This is a genomic window from Vibrio sp. 1457, assembly GCF_033340195.1.
In the GTDB taxonomy this organism is placed as follows: Bacteria; Pseudomonadota; Gammaproteobacteria; order Enterobacterales; family Vibrionaceae; genus Vibrio; species Vibrio alginolyticus.
Map to the genome: position 1 here is coordinate 36,226 of NZ_JAWOWA010000001.1, position 17,952 is coordinate 54,177.

The following is a 17,952-nucleotide window of genomic DNA, read 5'->3' on the forward strand; positions in this document are numbered from 1 at the left end:
CGTTTTCATTTTCATCTCAAACTCCTTGTTTGCCAGCCTTCGGGCTGGTTTTTTTATAGAGATAACGGCGTGAAAAACAAAAACGCCCCGCAATGTTAGCGAGGCGATCAATTAAATTAAAATGATGCAGTTAAAATGCCCTACTGACGACACTTCTGAGCATCAAAATCAACGACGATGGCGGCATTCTCAAAGTCACCAGAGACTTTAACGTAGCCCCAGTAGTTACTCTGATTTGACAACGTAATACACTCTCCATTACCAATATTATCTGACCACCCGTGAAGATTAGCACCATCCGGCCAACCAGAGTTACTGTATTCAAGCTTTAGGTTGCCCATACCGTTCCCCGTCGTTATCGCCAGATTTGAGCTCTCATTCACCGCTGGCACGCTCAGCCAAATGGTTTGTTGATTTGCCAAGCAAACAGGCTCTCCTGCTGTTAGGCGCCCACCGCTTACTTTACTTTGCACCGCGCAGTCTTGTGGCAATGTGTCATTACCGCCCAACGTTGAGATAACAACACTATGAGTGGCGGTTGCCGTCAAGCCTTCACTGTCTGTCACACTTAGACTGACCGAATACTCCCCTTCACTCCCATATTGGTGCGTCGGCTTGGTTTGTGTACTTGTCGAGCCATCACCGAAGTCCCATAAGACGCTGACGATCTTCCCGTTTGGGTCTGTACTGTTTTCACTGCTAAATGTAATGCTTTCACCGACTTTCCCCTTGTTGTTTGCGGTTATGACTGCATTAGGTGCACCATTTGAGACAAGGGCTTGCTGCCACTGCTCAAACTCACTTTGATATAAATTCGCCCATTGGGTGATCGTTGCTTTGTAATTGCTCCAATTCCCTTGGCGTGTTTCCACCAGCATTTGGTTTACGTCATCTTTATGATTTTCAAACATAAAACGTACAGCTAAGTACCCCCAACGATAAATTCGATCGACATCAAACCCATCATAAGTAGTCTCGAAAATCTCACTTAAGGTATATGTCGAGCCGTCTAAAATCGTCTCAAGTGCTGCTTGGTTGTCATTTTCTTGAGCGACATACTCTGCAATGCCTTCACTCCACCACACTATTTTTTCAGTTGGATGACTAAACCCTCCATAGAGATCAAATCGACCATCTAAGTAATGCACGTATTCGTGCTCTAAGTTCCAGACAAAGTGATCCGCGTTCGCATAAGAGGCTTCATAAGCAATAAAGTTGGGAATATTCCCCGGCTGGGAAGGATCGCCTTCCAAGTACATACCGCCATTGTCAGTACTAATATCGAAAATTGGCCCTGCGTACTTACCATAATCGGTGCTTGAATCGAAGATATTGACTTGGAGCTGAGTATTGTGGTCATCTTTTACTGGCTGTTCACCAGTTTCTAATGACTGATGAAAGTAACCCTCTTCGTAACCCATTTTAGAACATGCGGCCGCGTGTTGCTCTTGCGTCATATTCTGGGACAATATTCGAATTGTTGGACTACAAGTATAAGTTTGCGATAGCACTAAGCCTTTTAGCTCAGTTTCGAAATTACAAATTCCGAACTCACTACAATCTGCGTAATATGAGGCAGTGTCCGCCGCCGCAAGCCAAACCGCGTCACCCCGACCATACATTTCATACTGTTCAAAGATTCGACTCAGCTGACTCTTCACAACAGAACTCGCGTTACCCGTATACTTGGTTAAACGCCCGAGCTCTCGCCCCGCATTCGCGGCCATGAACTCATCTTCAGCACCGATTGATGATGCCCTCAGAGCAAAATCGCCTAAAGCTTTGGCAAGGTCCGTTTGGTTGCCAATTATTTGCACAAATTGCTCGTTCCACTGCCCACCAAACAAAATAGTGAAAACACCGTTAACTGCATTGCGCATATACCAGTGCTGGGCGTATTGATCATTCCAACGTGTAAGCCACTGGGTCACTTGCGGTAAGTACGCGTGCTGCAAGCCCGCACTATCCATAGTGATGATGACTTCACTAAGCACTTTGCCGTGACGGTCGCTGTTCTCATAGAAGTTTGCGTTATTAACAAACGCATCCACGGATTCTTTCACCGCTAGGGTAACCCATTCAATAAATGAGATGTTGTCATTGTAAAACTCGGCGTAATAACCCGCGCGCAAGTATAAGAAAAACGTTTCGAGTTCATCGCTCCCGCCACCTGTATACCCCTTCGCCAATGTCGTAGTGCGCTTCGCAATGTTGTACATATGATCGGAGCTAAATACCGACTCCTGAATCCGACTTTCAGCAGAGAATAACTGGTTCACGCACGTCGCGCCCTGACTTAAAATTTCGCTGATCAATTGGTTACTGCTTTCGGTAACCAATGCTTCCAAATCACAAGCAGTGCTCGACTCATCAAGGCTTTCAAGTGACTGTACTCGAGTTGCCTTGGAGGGCTGAATAGGGAGAGTTGCGGTTGGTTGGTATTCAACTCGATTGGATTCAACACCGTGTGTATGAGCCGAATGTGCATGTTGCTCTGTAACTTGAGAAACTGGCTCGCTTAACGCAAATACGCCAGTGCTGGTTAATGTTGTCGCAATCGCGACACTCAAAGTCTTCAGTTCCATCTAATTTCTTCTATATTGAGTTTTCCTTAAATGCATTACGTCTTTTGCATCGCCACTGCCCTTATTACTGCAAGAGCATCTCCATATAATCTACTCGCAAGACAAGATGAAACATTTTGTTAACAACTGAACGTGACGGTGTCAGTTTTTGGTACTCGAGTTGCCGTTGCACGAGCTTGCCAGAAATCGATTTGCTTTAGTAATATTGATCAACTAGTTGTTTATCTTTCCATTCAAATATCTTTTATTGCTCCTCACAAAAGCGATAAAATGGTTTCTTTTCTTTTTGCTAAACAACTCCTATGACCGACGCTGATATTGAGCTACAACATCTTTGGTTAGAAGTCCAAGCCGAACGCTGGCAAAACCTGCCACGCTTTTTATTCAGTTACTACTGCTACAAGCACAACCTTGTCAGTAAAACCAACAAAGTTTGTTGGGAGACGGCACGTGCAAGACTGCCCGCTTCAACATCAATAAAAGAGCGAAAAAAGGCGGTGGTTGAACCGTTAGTCTCTGAGGAAACCGTCGTTGGGTTATTGAAATCCATCAGCAAAGATGGGGAAATGACGTTTAACGTGATGGTAACCACACTTAATGCGTTTTTGCACTATGTTGTGATTAGCAAGGAAGAGAAAGCCCGACTTAAACCAAACATGCCAGCTAGTTGGTATCAGCGATCAAATAAGTCGCCTTTGGCACGTTTCGAGCAGGCTGGCATTAATCTACAGGAGTGACATGTCAGTCATCGCTGATGATAAACACAAAAGACAAGCGCCTACAATGAGGCGCATTTGGTCAAAAATTGAGGAGCACCTAAACAAAAGTGCGTAGCGAGCAACAAAGAAAAAGTTTGGTTATTCTTGAATGCCTCGAATGCGTACATTACGCCTACGTAGAACTTCTAAAGTCACGAGCAAACACACCGACATAAAAATCAGCAACGTAGCGACCGCCAATATAGTCGGACTGATTTGCTCTCGAATTCCTGACCACATCTGCCTAGGAACGGTTTTTTGTTCTGCCCCAGTCAGGAATAACGCCACCACAACCTCGTCGAACGAAGTGCCAAAAGCAAACAAGCCGCCAGAAATCATCCCCGGACGAATCAGAGGAAAGGTAATGTGTCTGAAAGTATAAACAGGGTTTGCTCCTAAGCTAGCCGCCGCTTTTACCAAGCTATGGTCAAAGCCGCTTAACGTCGCAGTAACGGTAATGACGACAAAAGGCGTACCTAACGCAGCGTGTGCCAAAATGACGCCTAAATAAGTTTGTGATAAGCCAAGGCGTGTGTAGAAAAAGTACATCGCAGCAGCAGAGATAATGACTGGTACGATCATGGGCGAGATCAACAGCGCCATAATCGTATTGCGAAAAGGCAAGTTACTACTTGCTAAACCCAACGCCGCCAGAGTTCCCAGCCCTGTTGCAACGAGTGTCGCCATAAAAGCAATGAACGTGCTATTTTTCAGCGCCAACAGCCACTGATCACTAGTAAACATTTCTTGATACCAGCGAGTAGAATACGCTGCAGAGTCAAGGTTTAACATCCCCTCGGTAAAAGTAAAGTAAGGCGTTGCATTAAACGATAACGGGATGATGGTCAGAATTGGAGCGATTAAAAAGAACAGCACCACCCCACAAAAAGCTAAGTAACCTGCGTAAGCAACTCGCTCTACTTTTGATGCATAGTTTGGTAATGCCATGGTTATCCCCCTACCTTAAGGTTGTTAATGCCAACCACACGGTTGAACATATAAAACAGAACCAGTACAACGAACAAAAGCAGTCCACCCAATGCGCCAGCCATCCCCCAGTTCAGTGATGTCTGCATATGATAGGCAATCATATTGGAGATCATCTGTCCGCTTCTTCCACCAACCAAAGCGGGCGTAATGTAGAAACCAATAGAAAGAATGAAAGTGAGCAAGGCCCCCGCACCTATCCCAGGTAACGTAAGCGGCATATAAATTTTCATGAACGCAATGAAAGGCGTCGCGCCTAGAGAACGAGCGGCACGGAAATAAGTTGGGCTAATTCCTTTCATTACACTATACAGAGGCAGGATCATAAACGGCAACAGAATGTGAACCATAGACACCACCGTTCCGAAGGTATTGTGAATCATCTGAATTCGCTCAGAAGTAAAACCCGACCAAATAAGGAGATCATTAATGACCCCTTGGTTTTGCAGCAGAACAATCCAAGACGTGGTTCTGACTAATAATGATGTCCAAAATGGCAGCAGCACAATAATTAAAAGTAAGTTCGCGCGCTTATCAGGTAAATTGGCAAGCAGGTAAGCAACGGGGTACGCCATCACCAAACAAATTAAGGTGATTGAGATAGACATCCAAAAAGTTTTAAAGAAAAGGTCGACGTATATTTGGCGTTTTTCTGGTTGGGGCTCAATGTCTCCAAACTCATTCACTTGCAAGTCTAGCGCTGCAAGATAATGACTGAATGTTAATGCGCCACTAAGATTCTTAAACGCCGCCCAATATTTAGGATTAGCCCAACGCTTATCCAGCTTAGCTAGCTGTGTCACCGAGATCGGCAGCGACGTCAACCGAGACAACTTTCTGCCGGTTTTCATGAGTAAACTGCGCATACCAGACTCTTCAATATTCATCCGGTTGGCTATTTTCGGTAGCTCTTTGCTTTGATAAAGCGCAAGTACCTCAACAGAGAATGCCTCAATGACTTCTTGATGAGGCTGACCTTGATAATCCCAACTTTCTAAAGCTTGAATAGTTTGTGGGAGTGACTGGGATATTTCTCGGTTATCCACGCTTCGAAAAAGCATGTCGAGGATAGGAAAAGCAAACGTAAGCAGAATAAAACACACCAATGGCGTTGTGAGCATAATGGAGCGAAGCTTTTTTCGGCGCTCTGCCTTTTGCAGCTGCGCTTTCAGATTGGTTTCTTGCTCATGAACTTGGCGTTCGATTTCCAATACAGAATCTAATGCGGTTAGCTCTCGACTCATGCTGCTACCTCGCTACTTTGAGTTTGTGTCCCATCAAGAGCATGGCAATCGTCACTTTGCCAACCAATACGACAAATTGAGCCAGGCGTTAACTGCAAGTGTTTACGATTATCGTTAGGTACTTTAACGATGAAGTGACCAACGCTCTCTACTTCGACGACCAGACGATAATGATCACCGTGATAAATCAATTCTCGTAGGACGCCCGAGACTTGGTTCTCACAAGACGCTTTCTCTGGTTGAATAACAATCTTTTCTGGTCGAATGGAAAGTGTTGTTCTCTGCCCTTGCTCAGAGACTCTGACAGGTTTCGCAGTAAATAACTCTTTCCCAACGAGCACTTGGCAATACTTTCCGTCCCACTCTTTGACTAAACCTGAGAGTTGGTTGTTTTCTCCGATAAACTGCGCAACAAACGTATTACTCGGAGATTCATAAAGCTCGGTTGGTGTCGCGAGTTGTTGCACTTCGCCGTGATTAAAAACCGCAATACGGTCGGACATAGTGAGAGCTTCGTCTTGATCGTGCGTCACATACAAAATGGTAATGCCAAGCTTTTCATGCAAATGTTTAATTTCCATCTGCATTTGCTCACGCAGCTGCTTATCTAACGCGCCTAGTGGTTCATCCATCAACACGAGTTTAGGCTCAAACACTAATGCTCGCGCTAACGCAACACGCTGTTGTTGACCACCTGATAACTGCTTCGGGTATCGAGTCGCAACATGCTCAAGCTCGACCATTTCTAATACACTCTGAACTTTGCTTTGAATCGTGTCACTGTCGAGTTTTCGCACCTTTAAAGGAAACGCAAGATTCTCAGCAATGGTCATATGTGGAAACAACGCATAGTTTTGAAACACCATACCAATATCGCGCTTGTGCGGCGTGAGATGATTAACAGGAACGCCATCAATATAAATGTCTCCACCGGTCGCAGTTTCAAAGCCTGCTAGCATCATCAAGCAAGTGGTCTTGCCCGATCCTGACGGCCCCAACATAGTAACAAACTCTCCAGGAGCAATATCTAAGTTGAAGTCTTTCACCACCAAATTCGTGCCATCGTAGGTTTTCTTAACGTGTTGAAAGCTGACATAGTCCTTGTTTTCCGTGCTCATGACTTCCCTCTTCTCATTTTTTGAATATTACGAATAAGTAGAGCGTCAGTTAACGCTCTACTAAACAGCACAATTACAGATTGTATTTGGATAGGTCTAAGCGGGTTTCTAACGCATGTTCAACCATTTGAATGACTTGTTGACGCTCTTCACCTTGTAAGAGTTGGCGTGGCGCACGAACCTGTTCAGAGCCACGTCCGCAGACTTGCTCGGCCAATTTTATGCACTGAACCAGCGTAGGAATGGTGTCTAAACGCAGTAGCGGTAAGAACCAACGGTAGATTTCTAACGCTTCAGCATAACGACCTTGGCTTGCCAGTTTATAAATCGCGACGGATTCTTCTGGGAATGCGTTGGTTAAACCAGAAATCCAGCCGGTCGCACCTAGCATCAATGATTCAAGAGCGATGTCATCAACACCACTGAACACGGTAAAGCGGTCATCAAATTTATTGTAAAGCTCAGTGATACGACGAGTATCAGTGGTCGACTCTTTGATAGCTACAATACTTTCAAACTCAGCCAGTTTCGCCATAATATCGAGGTTTACATCGACACCATAAGCAACCGGGTTGTTGTAAATCATGATTGGCATTTCTGGCGTTGCTTCTGCTAGCGTGCGGTAATATTCGAACGTTTCGCTCTCAGACGTGCGGTAAACCATGGCAGGCATCACCATACAACCATCGATACCAATTTTGTGCGCATCCTGCATGTAATCAACAGCTGCTGTGGTAATAGACTCTGCTGTACCAGCAATCAAAGGCACACGGCCATTTACGACTTCTTTTGCCGCTTGCAAGACCTGGCGTTTCTCCTCCGGGTACAACGCACAGTTCTCACCGACAGTACCCAAGCAGATAATGCCATTCACACCATCTTTAATCTGGTTGTCTATAACGGTTTGCGTTGCGTCTAAGTCAATTGACTGATCTTGACGAAATTGCGTACTGACCGCCGGATAAACACCTTTCCAATCAATTTTCATGAACTACTTTCCTTATATGTATATTGTATGCAATTTAAATGAACGAGCGAAAATGCTCAGACATGGCTATCTATGCCATTTTCTAACAACACCGCCTTTACAGCGGCCAAATCAGCCAAAGCACTGCCAACTGATTTGTATAAAGTAATGACCTCATCGTTTTGACGTCCTGAGATTTGTTGGGCGCAAAGCTGCGGTAATTCCCCTTTAATATCGTCTGACGTGAACACGCCCTCTTGAATTGGAATGAGAAGATCGCCCGCTTCGGCTAATACATTAATACGGCTATCAACATACACCTGTGCTCGTTGCACTGCTTCGGAGTCGCATTCACGCTTATCCAAGTCATGATTACCGACCAAATCAATATGGGTGCCCGGCTGCACGTCTGCGCCATTAAACAAAGGCTCTGCTGATGCGGTAATACAGCTGATGATGTCAACGTGTTTGATAACGTGGTCCACATTTTCTACGACTGAAACACGGAACCGACGCTCATCAGGAAGCGACTGATACTCTGAAGATGACACAATGGCATCTACCGTCGCCTCGGCTTTGTCTGAGTTACGCCCCCAAATATAAACCTGCTTAAGTGGGCGAACCGCAGCGTATGCCCACGCAAAATAAGGCGCAAGATTGCCCGTTCCGAAGATCAACAGACGATCAGCATCGGGACGCGCCAAATAGTCCGCTGCCAACGCAGAAGCTGCGGCGGTGCGCCAAAACGTTAAAACTTTACCGTCTACGAGTGCGAGCGGCTCACCATCGTTTCGTCTAAAAACAAGCAGCTTAGATGCAAGCGTATCTTTGCCTTGCTCAGGGTTATGCGGGAAATACGTAAAGGCTTTCACCGCAATTAACTCCTGGTTCCAAGCAGGAAGTAGCGCAAACGCCTCGTATTCTCCCTCTTCTAAGGGCATGACTCGGCGTTGAGGTATTGTTGCTGGCCGCGAGTACATTTCACGCATCGTTTCAATAAGAGACTTCATTGTTAAACATTGCGCGACTTGCTGTGCTTCGATGACTTTCATCATTTCTCCGAAAACATAAATACAGTTGAGGAAAAGTACGGAACCTCGCTTATGGATGAAAACTCGACCCCATACACAAATTAACGCCTAGTTAAGCAGCCAGGTATTGAACTCTTCATTTAGTTCATCCGCGTAGTCTGACCACCATTCATCGTTAATCAGGAAGGCGGTTTGGAAGTTTTGAGGTGCGGTAGGAAGGTTCGCTAAAATGTCTGGGTTCACCTCCGCCGAAGACGACTTACGCGTAGGCCCATAGGCAACGTACTTAGCTTGATCAGCTAATGGTTTTGTTCCTGAAGAAAAAGCAATGAAGTCCAATGCAAGCTTTGTGTTCTCACTCCCTTTAGGTATCGCCCATCCATTCATGTAACCCATTTGACGGTCCCATATAATCCGAAATGGTTGACCTTCATCTTTACGGGCATTGTGAATTCGGCCGTTAAACGCCGAGGCGATCACCACTTCTTTGTCTGCAAGCATTTGAGGTGGCTGGGCTCCTGTTGTCCACCACAGCACTTCTGATTTGATCGTATCCAACTTAGCAAACGCACGCTCACGCCCGGCTTCGGTTTCGAGCAGGCTGTAGACCTCTTCTGGTTTTACACCATCAGCCAATAGTGCCCACTCAAGATTACCCTGAGGTTGTTTTTGCAATGCACGTCGACCTGGAAAAGTTTTTAGGTCAAAGAGATCGGTCAACTTGCTAGGCAAAGCCTTACCTTTAAATGCGTCTTCGTTCACCGCTAATACTGTGGACACAACGATGGTATTGATTGCGCATTCGTGAATCGCACCATCAATGAAATCCTCTTGTGCTGGTGTTCCATCTGCGCCCGGAGGCAAAATACTTGGGCTCACTGGTTCTAGTAACCCTTCGGCGCAACCACGAACAATGTCTGGCTTGTCGAGAGAAACCAAATCCCAGCGCACGTTGTTCGCTTCCACCTGCGCTTTAATTTCGGCTAATCCGCCGCTGAAATCCTCGGATACGATCTCGACACCTGTTTTTTTAATGAAAGGCTTGTGATATGCCTCCACTTGGCTCTTGGTGAATGCACCACCCCAAGATACGACCGTCAATTTGTCTTCAGCATAAGCAGAGGTCCCCAACAGCATTCCTGAAATCAACAGCGCCAATGGTGCTTTGGTCATTCGTGACATGTTTTACTCCTTTTGGTTGTTTTCTGGAGGCATCCGAATACGGCTGTTGGACACCATCTTTGTTAAAATTAAGTTAACATTAGCATTTAATATATTTTATACAATATTTAATATTAAATTTTTCAGGCGAATCGTTGTAGTGAAAAAGGTGAAAGATCAATCGATGTCGGCTTTCCTTCGATAAGCTCTAAAAGGAGATCTGCCGTAATCGCCGCTTGAGTTAATCCAAGGTGTTGGTGGCCAAATGCCAGTAATACATTTCCATCCCAAATGCTATCAATAACCGGTAACGAGTCGACTGTTGAAGGCCGATTACCCATCCACTTTTCTCCTTGCTTGAGTGGATGTAACCCCGATTCAAACATCTCATCACCTAACTTAAAAAGCATTTCTGAACGTTTCATATTGGGTGGTGACTCTACATCGGCATACTCAACAGTGCCTGCCAAGCGTAGCCCACCAGACATCGGAGTCATGATGAATTTTCTATCGGCAGAGCTAATAGGAAATGGCAGTACATCATGCTTGTCGTCCACCATTAGGTGATAACCTCGCTCGGCTTGAATAGGCACTTTGACTCCGGTTAGCTGCCGTATCAAAGGCTTAGAATGTACACCAGCGGCAACAATGATTCGGTCAAATGAATACGTTTGAGACTCAACCAGCACCTCGCCATTTTTCGCCAACGCAGATACACCGTTTTGTAAAACCTTACCGCCAAGAACTTCAAAAGCTTCACTTAGCTCAACACAGAGCTGATAAGGGTCTAGCGTATGACCTGTATCGGGAAAAAAGACGCCGACACGAACCTTATGGCTGAGATCAGGTATCCGCTCTCGAATCGCCTCTTGTGTCCAAACTTGATACGCCACACCGTTTTTAGCCAGTGAGTTAAGCGTGCTTTGATAATTCTGAAACAGTTTCTCGTTTTCAAAAGTGAGCAATGAACCATTCATTTTTATTAGATGTGCTTTTCCGATTGAATCAAGCACGCCACGCCAACTTGCCACTGACCGCTCGTTAAGACTCTTAATCGCGTTTTTTGCCCGCTCCGCGGCTGATGGCTTTGTTTGTAATAGAAAACGAATCATCCACCCGATTGTATTTGGAATATCTTGCCAACGGATCGAAACCGGACTTTTGGAATCTAGCAGCATTTTAGGTAATTGTGGAAGCAGCGCTGGCGTTGCAAGAGGGAAGATTTGCTCAGTGGCGATATGACCTGCATTTCCCTTAGAGCATCCATTCCCCACGCCATTGGGATCAAAAATCGTGACTTGATAACCTTGCTGCTGCAACTTCAATCCAATTGATAAGCCAATAATCCCCGCACCTATCACGGCGATCCTTTCCTTTTTGGTTTCATCCTTGACCAACATAAATATGCTCCGAGTCACACTTGAAAACGTAGATTGTATACAATATATTTTACATTACGTTAACATCACTATTGTTTAATTCAACCATTTTTTCAGCAAGGAGCGAAAAATGAGACAAGGAACTTTTTTCTGTATTGATGCCCACACCTGCGGCAACCCAGTTAGGCTGGTCGCAGGCGGTGTGCCTCCACTCGAAGGCAATACCATGAGCGAAAAGCGCCAATACTTTCTTGAGCATTATGATTGGATTCGTCAGGCACTCATGTTTGAGCCTCGCGGACACTCAATGATGTCGGGGTCAGTTGTCTTGCCTCCTTGCAGCGATAACGCAGACGCTTCAATTCTGTTTATTGAAACCAGTGGCTGCTTACCAATGTGTGGCCACGGCACCATTGGAACCGTCACTACCGCTATCGAGAACCGCCTTATCACTCCCAAAAAAGAAGGACGTTTGATACTTGATGTCCCAGCAGGACAAATCGAAGTGCACTACCAAATAAAAGGTGACAAGGTAACGTCGGTGATGATATTTAACGTACCAGCTTACCTTGCCCACCAAGACGTAACCGTGGACATAGAGGGCTTAGGTGAGCTCACTGTCGATGTTGCTTATGGCGGAAACTATTACGTAATCGTCGATCCTCAAGAAAACTACGCCGGACTTGAACACTACTCTCCAGATGAAATATTGATGCTTTCACCAAAAGTTCGCGAAGCGGTATCTCGAGCGGTTGAATGCGTACATCCAGAAGATCCAACAGTATGCGGTGTTTCTCATGTGCTATGGACCGGTGAGCCCACTCAAGAAAACGCCACCGCCCGAAATGCTGTGTTTTACGGCGACAAAGCGTTGGATCGTTCGCCATGTGGTACGGGAACAAGTGCACGTATGGCGCAATGGCATGCAAGAGGCAAACTCAATCAAGGGGAAGACTTTGTTCACGAAAGTATCATCGGCAGCCTATTTCAAGGACGTATAGAAGGCATTACCGAAGTGAATGGCAAAGCGGCTATTTTGCCAAGCATTGAAGGATGGGCACAAGTATACGGTCACAACACGATATGGGTAGACGATGAAGACCCATATGCGTACGGATTTGAAGTGAAGTAATAAGGATAGTAAGGAAGAATGATGAACCCACAAGAACCAACCACTTTTTACGCAGTCAACGCCTTTACTGGTGAGCCTCTACCCACAGCGTTTCCGGTACATGGAGAGCAAGAAGTTAATCAAGCCGCCTCAGCCGCCCAAAGCGTTGCGCGTGAGTTTCGCCAACTAAGTAATGCAAAGCGAGCGAGCTTACTTTGCTCTATCGCCTCTGAATTGGAAGTGAAGAGTGAAGAAATCGTTGCTCGTGCTCATTTAGAAACTGCCCTTCCCGAAGCACGTTTAAGCGGTGAAATAGGACGTACCGCGAGCCAATTAAGACTATTTGCCGAGGTTGTGAGATCGGGTAATCACCATCAAGCAATTTTCGATACGCCAAACCCAAACCGTCAACCACTGCCAAAACCAGATATTCGCCGTCAACAAATCGCAATTGGCCCTGTCGCCGTGTTTGGTGCGTCTAATTTTCCGCTCGCATTTTCTACGGCAGGTGGTGATACGGCTTCGGCACTGGCAGCTGGCTGTCCTGTGATTGTAAAAGGCCATACCGCCCACCCTGGCACCAGTCAACTTGTTGCAGAGTGTATTGAGGCTGCACTGGAGAAGGAGTGCTTACCGCAAGCCATCTTCACGCTATTGCAAGGCAACAAACGCGCACTTGGCCAAGCACTCGTTACCCATCCAAAAATTAAAGGGGTTGGGTTTACAGGCTCCGTCGGTGGTGGCCGTGCGCTGTTCAATCTAGCTCAGCAAAGACCAGAGCCAATCCCCTTCTATGGTGAACTAGGGGCGATTAACCCAACATTTATTCTCCCTTCAGCCATACGAGCAAACGCCTCATTGGCTGAAGAGTTTGTGGCTTCTATGACTTTGGGCTGTGGACAATTTTGTACAAAACCAGGCGTTGTATTTGTCTTGAATAGCCCAGAAACGCAAGCCTTTATCGAAACCGCTCAAGGGTTAATTCGACAACAATCAACGGCCACTTTGCTAACGCAAGGAATCCGAGAAACATATGAATCCGAAGTGGATAAGCGAGCTTCCGAAACAGGTATTAACGTCACTCGTTCTGAACAAGCAGAAACGACCAATGTCTCACCAGCACTGTTCGTGACGGACAGTAAAAACTGGCGTGAAAACCCGCAATGGGAGGAAGAAATATTTGGTCCTCAATCGTTAATCGTAATCTGTGAAGATTTCGATGACATGTTGAAACTGAGTGATTCACTGACTGGATCGCTCACCGTAACCCTTCACGCTACCGCTGAAGACGAAGAACAAGCCAAGCAACTGCTTCCAAGTTTGGAAGAAATCGCCGGACGAATTGTATTCAACGGTTGGCCAACTGGCGTCGAGGTTGGTTACGCTATGGTTCATGGTGGACCATATCCGGCTTCAACCAATTCTGCCTCAACATCTGTCGGTGCGGAGGCTATTCATCGTTGGTTGCGTCCGGTCGCTTATCAAGCTTTGCCAGAATCTTTATTGCCGGATTCATTAAAAGCGTCGAACCCACTGGGTATTCAACGCGCCATAGATGGCAGTGTGTCCCAATAAGCCCACCAAATGGCTCAAAAAGGCATCAACTGATGCCTTTTATTTCACTCTACTTCTCAAAACCTTCTTTCCTAGTTGGTTTGTGCCAGAAAAACAATAAACTACTAAAGTAAAATGGATTGGATACAATATTAATTTCACGGGAGACTTCAATGTCACAGAAACCTGTTTTTAAAACGCGCACTCAGCTCGTTGAGGAAGCAATTCGAACTCAGATCTTGAAGGGCGAGTTAAAAACTGGTCAACCTTTACGTCAAGATGCGTTAGCAAAAGAGTTTAATGTTAGCCGAATTCCTGTACGTGAAGCGTTAGTTCAATTGGAAGCACAAGGACTCGTTAGCTTTGAACCTCACAAAGGTGCGACGGTCACTGAGCTATCTCCAGAGAAAATCAATGAGCTATTTGAACTGCGCGCTGTCGTGGAATGCCACATTTTAGAGCGCGCGATTCAAAATATGACAGACGCTGACCTTGAACGCGCGCGCGAAGTTCGCGAACGTTTCGAGTCAGTAGTGAACAGTGGCGACGAAGTAGAAGAATGGAGCAACTACAACTACGAGTTCCACAAAGCCCTATATGCGCCAGCCAACATGCCTGAAACTATGGACGTCATTTACAACCTGAACACAAAGTGTGACCGATACATACGCATGCAGCTATTGTTTACTACAGGCATTAAAAAGGCAGAAGAAGAGCACTTAAGCTTGTTTGAAATGTGCCAAAATCGCGATATCGAAGGCGCCAAGTACCTACTGAAAAAGCACATTCTAGAAGCAGGCACAGCGATTCGAAACCTGCTGCTTGAAAGGCAAAATATCAGCCAGTAAACGGAATAACGAATAAGGTGATATTCAAGGATGAATGTTGGACCAAAGTTTTTACTTGCAGCGCTACGACAAAAGATTAAAGAAGAAGGGCTTTGCTACAATTCCTTGTCAGAGAAAAGTGGCATCCCTTTATCTAGTATTAAACGCCACCTACATAATCCAGCTTTAGGTTTGGATAAAGTACTTATTTATCTGAACTACCTGAATACCGATCTCATCGAACTCGCAACCTTAGCCAACGAGCTTCAGCACCAAAACGAGCAAATGCTAACAGATGAAGAGAGCGCCCTTTTCGTTGAGCATCCTTATTTACTTGATTTTATTTATATGCTGACTTCTCGTGATATTAAACCGCAAGAGATAGCCCAAACTTACGGACTTTCTGATACAAGCTTACGATTCTATTTGCGTATCGCGGAAATTCTAGGATATGTCGAAAACTTCGGAGACGGCTTGTTTTACCGTTCTGGTCGTCGATTTATTATGGAAGAAGGTACGGCATTAGACACCTTATTCAAAGAGCGATTTCAACAAGATTCGCTTTCTCATGATATCAACCCAGGCGTATGTATAGGTCGCATTAGGCTCACCGAAGAGCAGAAAGTGCAAATAGAGGACGAGCTTTGTAATAAATTAGCGAAACTTAACGCAGTTAACACTTCCAACAATGAAGGTGAACTAACAAATATATTAATGCGCTGCACTCCCGGTGCTCAGATATTTTTCGCTGATGATTTACCTAACATTGACGGAAGCTTATTAAAGCACGTCGCTCAACTCACTAAATTAAGTTAAAGCATCAGATAAATAAATCAAACACCCCCGAGATAACATCATATATCCCTACCAAACTATTGATTCAAAGCGTTTCCTGAATCTAATTCTGATTTTTTATTTAGCAAGCGTCGCTTAGTCAACTAAGAACTTGTCTTAATTTCACACTTATTAATTGTCTTGTTAGCTCTTTTGAAATAGACAGAAAACTTAAGTAATGACTAATTTAGCTTAAGTATAAAAGACAACTTTTTTACGTTATTTACCTCACACTATTTAACTATAAATTTGCAGACGAACAAATTAAATTAATACATTCACCTAGCTAATAAAAACAAAAGCAAAACACATAATTATAATTCTATTATTTATAAGGACATAGAAAAGTGAAATTTAAGTATTCTTTAGCAACGGCAGTCACTCTCGCATTATTACAAGGCTGTGGCGGTGGTGGCGGTGATAGCTCATCACCTACTCCGTCCACTAGCAGTGCAAACGGTCCAACGTGGAAAGTTCATGATTTTAGCCAACCGTCGAAAACGTTTATCAACCAATGTGAAACGCCCCGCGTCGGACTGGACCCATATGACAACTATGCCGCCTATCCAGATAAATTGGGCTCTGCATTACACGAAAAACTCTTTTTAAGAGCTTTTACTAACGAAACGTATCTATGGTATGACGAGGTTCCTGATAATAATCCAGCAAACTACAAAACTGTTACTGATTACTTCAATACGCTGGTCACCTCTGCTACTACCGCGACGGGTAAACCAAAAGATCGCTTCCATTTTACCGTCCCTTATGAGGATGATATGAAATCATCGCAATCCGGTTTAGTTGCTGGATTTGGTTTTAACTGGGCATTCCTACGTGGCGTACAACCTCGAGACGTTCGTATTTCCTACACTGAAGAAGCCTCGCCAGCTGATAGAAGCGGCATTGCTCGTGGTGATAAGCTTCTGAAAATCAATAATATTGATGTGGTTAACACCGGTAGTCAGTCCGACATTGATTTTATTAATAAAACGCTCTTTAACCCTGACATCAATCAAGATTACACCTTCACATTTGAGAGTGTTGGCGGTCTAGAGAAAACCGTGACGCTTACCGCCTCTGATGTCATGACCTCTCCAGTTAAAAATGCCAAAGTGATTACACAAAATGGTATGCGGATCGGCTATCTGCAATACAACTCCTTTGAACCAAGCGCTCAAGCCCCGCTTATTGAGGCGTTCAGTACGCTCTCAGCAGAGAATGTTGACGAGATCGTCGTTGATTTACGTTACAACGGCGGTGGCTTAGTCCTTCAGTCCTCGCAAGTAGGCTACATGCTAAGCGGTGCTGGTCAGAACCGAGTCTTCAGTGAGTTGATTCATAATGACAAAGTGATGCGTACCATTAAAGATGGGGATAACATCTATCGCTTTACGAATCTAGCAATAGACTGGGCAGCACAGAAATATTCGGATCAAGTGCTTCCGACACTGAACAAAAAGCGCGTATATGTGCTGACTTCAGGAGGCACGGCTTCCTCAAGTGAACTGCTAATCAACGCTTTGCGCGGCATTGATGTGGAGGTTATCCAAATAGGTTCAACAACCACAGGTAAACCGTACGGGTTCTCACCAGAACAAAACTGCGGCACTATGTACTACACTATTCAGTTCAAGTCGGCGAACGAGAAAAAATTTGGCGACTTCGCTGATGGTTTTATTCCTACTCCAAAGAGCCAAATCAATACCGAGCTAGGCTTAGACAATAGAGTGGAAGGTTGCTGGGTCAATGACGACCTAACAAAACCATTAGGCGATCCATCTGAAGGTATGCTTTCTGCGGCGCTAAACTACATGGAAACAGGAACCTGTCCGCCAGTATCCCCTTCAAGTTTCAACGCCATGCCGCGTAACATTTCATCTCCGGAGTTAAGCGATCTTCGCTCTCCGCTACGAACAGAGGCAATTCATGTTGAGATCAACTAACTTTTTACGAATGCTGATTCGGGTTGCGCTTTTCTTAGGCACTTCGATTTCTTTGATTGGATGCCAAGCTATGTCACAAGAACCCGTTGAAGCATTGAGTAAAAAGAACTCTCCGGAAACAGTCATAGAGATTCAAAACGCGATCGCAGAAATCCAAGGGACACCAGCACCTAGAATCGCAAATAACGTATTTGAATCCTCACCGCATTTGTTGATTGAAAAAGGACGAGTAAAAGGTAACAACAATCAACTGCTGGATGGCAGCTATACGGATCTTCCAGACCAATATACGTTGCAGATAAGAGGTGAAACCTGTGGCTTGTACTATGCCAAAACAGATACTTTTGTCTCTCTCAGTTCACTAGATTGTGAGCCCATCATTAAGTTTTAGATCTCCCAAAATAGAAGCCCGCTGATATCAGCGGGCTTTCTACTTTATTGTTCAGTGTGAAA

General features: G+C 45.0%; 15 protein-coding genes. 7 read left to right on the plus strand and 8 right to left on the minus strand.

Annotation, left to right across the window (positions count from 1 at the left end):
• Positions 1-140: 140 nt before the first annotated feature.
• Positions 141-2,585, minus strand: coding sequence for a collagenase (locus R7Z41_RS00210; RefSeq protein WP_206970008.1), 2,445 nt, complete (start codon positions 2,583-2,585; stop codon positions 141-143).
• A gap of 302 nt (positions 2,586-2,887) precedes the next feature.
• Between R7Z41_RS00210 and R7Z41_RS00215 the strand changes: the two genes are divergently transcribed.
• Positions 2,888-3,322: a hypothetical protein gene (locus R7Z41_RS00215; RefSeq protein ID WP_042521922.1), complete on the plus strand. Its 435-nt coding sequence runs from the start codon at positions 2,888-2,890 to the stop codon at positions 3,320-3,322.
• A 120-nt stretch (positions 3,323-3,442) separates the two neighbouring features.
• Here the strand turns inward: R7Z41_RS00215 and R7Z41_RS00220 are convergent, their stop codons facing one another.
• The 7 genes from R7Z41_RS00220 to R7Z41_RS00250 form a co-directional block, all read right to left on the minus strand.
• Positions 3,443-4,291, minus strand: coding sequence for an ABC transporter permease (locus R7Z41_RS00220; RefSeq protein ID WP_006741629.1), 849 nt, complete (start codon positions 4,289-4,291; stop codon positions 3,443-3,445).
• 2 nt (positions 4,292-4,293) lie between these two features.
• The gene (locus R7Z41_RS00225) at positions 4,294-5,574 is read right to left on the minus strand and encodes an ABC transporter permease (protein WP_191116081.1); all 1,281 of its coding nucleotides are present in this window, start codon (positions 5,572-5,574) and stop codon (positions 4,294-4,296) included.
• The gene (locus R7Z41_RS00230; RefSeq protein ID WP_225477410.1) at positions 5,571-6,692 is read right to left on the minus strand and encodes an ABC transporter ATP-binding protein; all 1,122 of its coding nucleotides are present in this window, start codon (positions 6,690-6,692) and stop codon (positions 5,571-5,573) included. Before R7Z41_RS00230 ends, R7Z41_RS00225 begins: the two co-directional genes overlap by 4 nt.
• A gap of 73 nt (positions 6,693-6,765) precedes the next feature.
• Positions 6,766-7,680: a dihydrodipicolinate synthase family protein gene (locus R7Z41_RS00235; protein WP_033905160.1), complete on the minus strand. Its 915-nt coding sequence runs from the start codon at positions 7,678-7,680 to the stop codon at positions 6,766-6,768.
• Positions 7,681-7,736: 56 nt separating this feature from the next.
• On the minus strand, positions 7,737-8,711 hold the full coding sequence (locus R7Z41_RS00240) for an ornithine cyclodeaminase family protein (RefSeq protein ID WP_205390831.1): 975 nt from the start codon (positions 8,709-8,711) through the stop codon (positions 7,737-7,739).
• A gap of 87 nt (positions 8,712-8,798) precedes the next feature.
• Entirely contained in the window at positions 8,799-9,872 is a 1,074-nt protein-coding gene (locus tag R7Z41_RS00245; protein ID WP_017633955.1) for a polyamine ABC transporter substrate-binding protein, read from the minus strand.
• Between the two features lie 122 nt (positions 9,873-9,994).
• Positions 9,995-11,251 carry an NAD(P)/FAD-dependent oxidoreductase gene (locus R7Z41_RS00250; RefSeq protein WP_182016181.1) on the minus strand — a complete coding sequence of 419 codons (1,257 nt, stop codon included), beginning with the start codon at positions 11,249-11,251 and terminating at the stop codon, positions 9,995-9,997.
• Positions 11,252-11,360: 109 nt separating this feature from the next.
• Between R7Z41_RS00250 and R7Z41_RS00255 the strand changes: the two genes are divergently transcribed.
• From R7Z41_RS00255 to R7Z41_RS00280, 6 genes are all read left to right on the plus strand, one after another.
• Positions 11,361-12,362 carry a 4-hydroxyproline epimerase gene (locus tag R7Z41_RS00255; RefSeq protein ID WP_182016180.1) on the plus strand — a complete coding sequence of 334 codons (1,002 nt, stop codon included), beginning with the start codon at positions 11,361-11,363 and terminating at the stop codon, positions 12,360-12,362.
• Between the two features lie 21 nt (positions 12,363-12,383).
• Positions 12,384-13,916 (plus strand): aldehyde dehydrogenase (NADP(+)), encoded by a 1,533-nt coding sequence (locus R7Z41_RS00260; protein WP_170890648.1) that lies wholly within the window; start codon positions 12,384-12,386, stop codon positions 13,914-13,916.
• A 152-nt stretch (positions 13,917-14,068) separates the two neighbouring features.
• Positions 14,069-14,743: a GntR family transcriptional regulator gene (locus tag R7Z41_RS00265; RefSeq protein ID WP_005377862.1), complete on the plus strand. Its 675-nt coding sequence runs from the start codon at positions 14,069-14,071 to the stop codon at positions 14,741-14,743.
• A 30-nt stretch (positions 14,744-14,773) separates the two neighbouring features.
• Positions 14,774-15,538 (plus strand): hypothetical protein, encoded by a 765-nt coding sequence (locus R7Z41_RS00270; RefSeq protein ID WP_005377865.1) that lies wholly within the window; start codon positions 14,774-14,776, stop codon positions 15,536-15,538.
• Between the two features lie 365 nt (positions 15,539-15,903).
• Positions 15,904-17,499 carry a S41 family peptidase gene (locus R7Z41_RS00275; protein ID WP_042521927.1) on the plus strand — a complete coding sequence of 532 codons (1,596 nt, stop codon included), beginning with the start codon at positions 15,904-15,906 and terminating at the stop codon, positions 17,497-17,499.
• The gene (locus R7Z41_RS00280; RefSeq protein WP_242532841.1) at positions 17,483-17,890 is read left to right on the plus strand and encodes a hypothetical protein; all 408 of its coding nucleotides are present in this window, start codon (positions 17,483-17,485) and stop codon (positions 17,888-17,890) included. The genes R7Z41_RS00275 and R7Z41_RS00280 overlap by 17 nt, the downstream gene beginning before the upstream one ends.
• The last annotated feature ends 62 nt before the right edge of the window (positions 17,891-17,952 follow it).

Excerpts from the sequence above, each read along its gene's own strand:
- R7Z41_RS00265 (WP_005377862.1), top strand. The coding sequence starts at position 14,069 with ATGTCACAGAAACCTGTTTTTAAAACGCGCACTCAGCTCGTTGAGGAA.
- R7Z41_RS00225 (WP_191116081.1), bottom strand. The coding sequence starts at position 5,574 with ATGAGTCGAGAGCTAACCGCATTAGATTCTGTATTGGAAATCGAACGC.
- R7Z41_RS00220 (WP_006741629.1), bottom strand. The coding sequence starts at position 4,291 with ATGGCATTACCAAACTATGCATCAAAAGTAGAGCGAGTTGCTTACGCA.
- R7Z41_RS00215 (WP_042521922.1), top strand. The coding sequence starts at position 2,888 with ATGACCGACGCTGATATTGAGCTACAACATCTTTGGTTAGAAGTCCAA.
- R7Z41_RS00270 (WP_005377865.1), top strand. The coding sequence starts at position 14,774 with ATGAATGTTGGACCAAAGTTTTTACTTGCAGCGCTACGACAAAAGATT.
- R7Z41_RS00255 (WP_182016180.1), top strand. The coding sequence starts at position 11,361 with ATGAGACAAGGAACTTTTTTCTGTATTGATGCCCACACCTGCGGCAAC.
- R7Z41_RS00280 (WP_242532841.1), top strand. The coding sequence starts at position 17,483 with ATGTTGAGATCAACTAACTTTTTACGAATGCTGATTCGGGTTGCGCTT.
- R7Z41_RS00260 (WP_170890648.1), top strand. The coding sequence starts at position 12,384 with ATGAACCCACAAGAACCAACCACTTTTTACGCAGTCAACGCCTTTACT.
- R7Z41_RS00250 (WP_182016181.1), bottom strand. The coding sequence starts at position 11,251 with ATGTTGGTCAAGGATGAAACCAAAAAGGAAAGGATCGCCGTGATAGGT.
- R7Z41_RS00235 (WP_033905160.1), bottom strand. The coding sequence starts at position 7,680 with ATGAAAATTGATTGGAAAGGTGTTTATCCGGCGGTCAGTACGCAATTT.
- R7Z41_RS00245 (WP_017633955.1), bottom strand. The coding sequence starts at position 9,872 with ATGTCACGAATGACCAAAGCACCATTGGCGCTGTTGATTTCAGGAATG.
- R7Z41_RS00230 (WP_225477410.1), bottom strand. The coding sequence starts at position 6,692 with ATGAGCACGGAAAACAAGGACTATGTCAGCTTTCAACACGTTAAGAAA.
- R7Z41_RS00240 (WP_205390831.1), bottom strand. The coding sequence starts at position 8,711 with ATGAAAGTCATCGAAGCACAGCAAGTCGCGCAATGTTTAACAATGAAG.
- R7Z41_RS00210 (WP_206970008.1), bottom strand. The coding sequence starts at position 2,585 with ATGGAACTGAAGACTTTGAGTGTCGCGATTGCGACAACATTAACCAGC.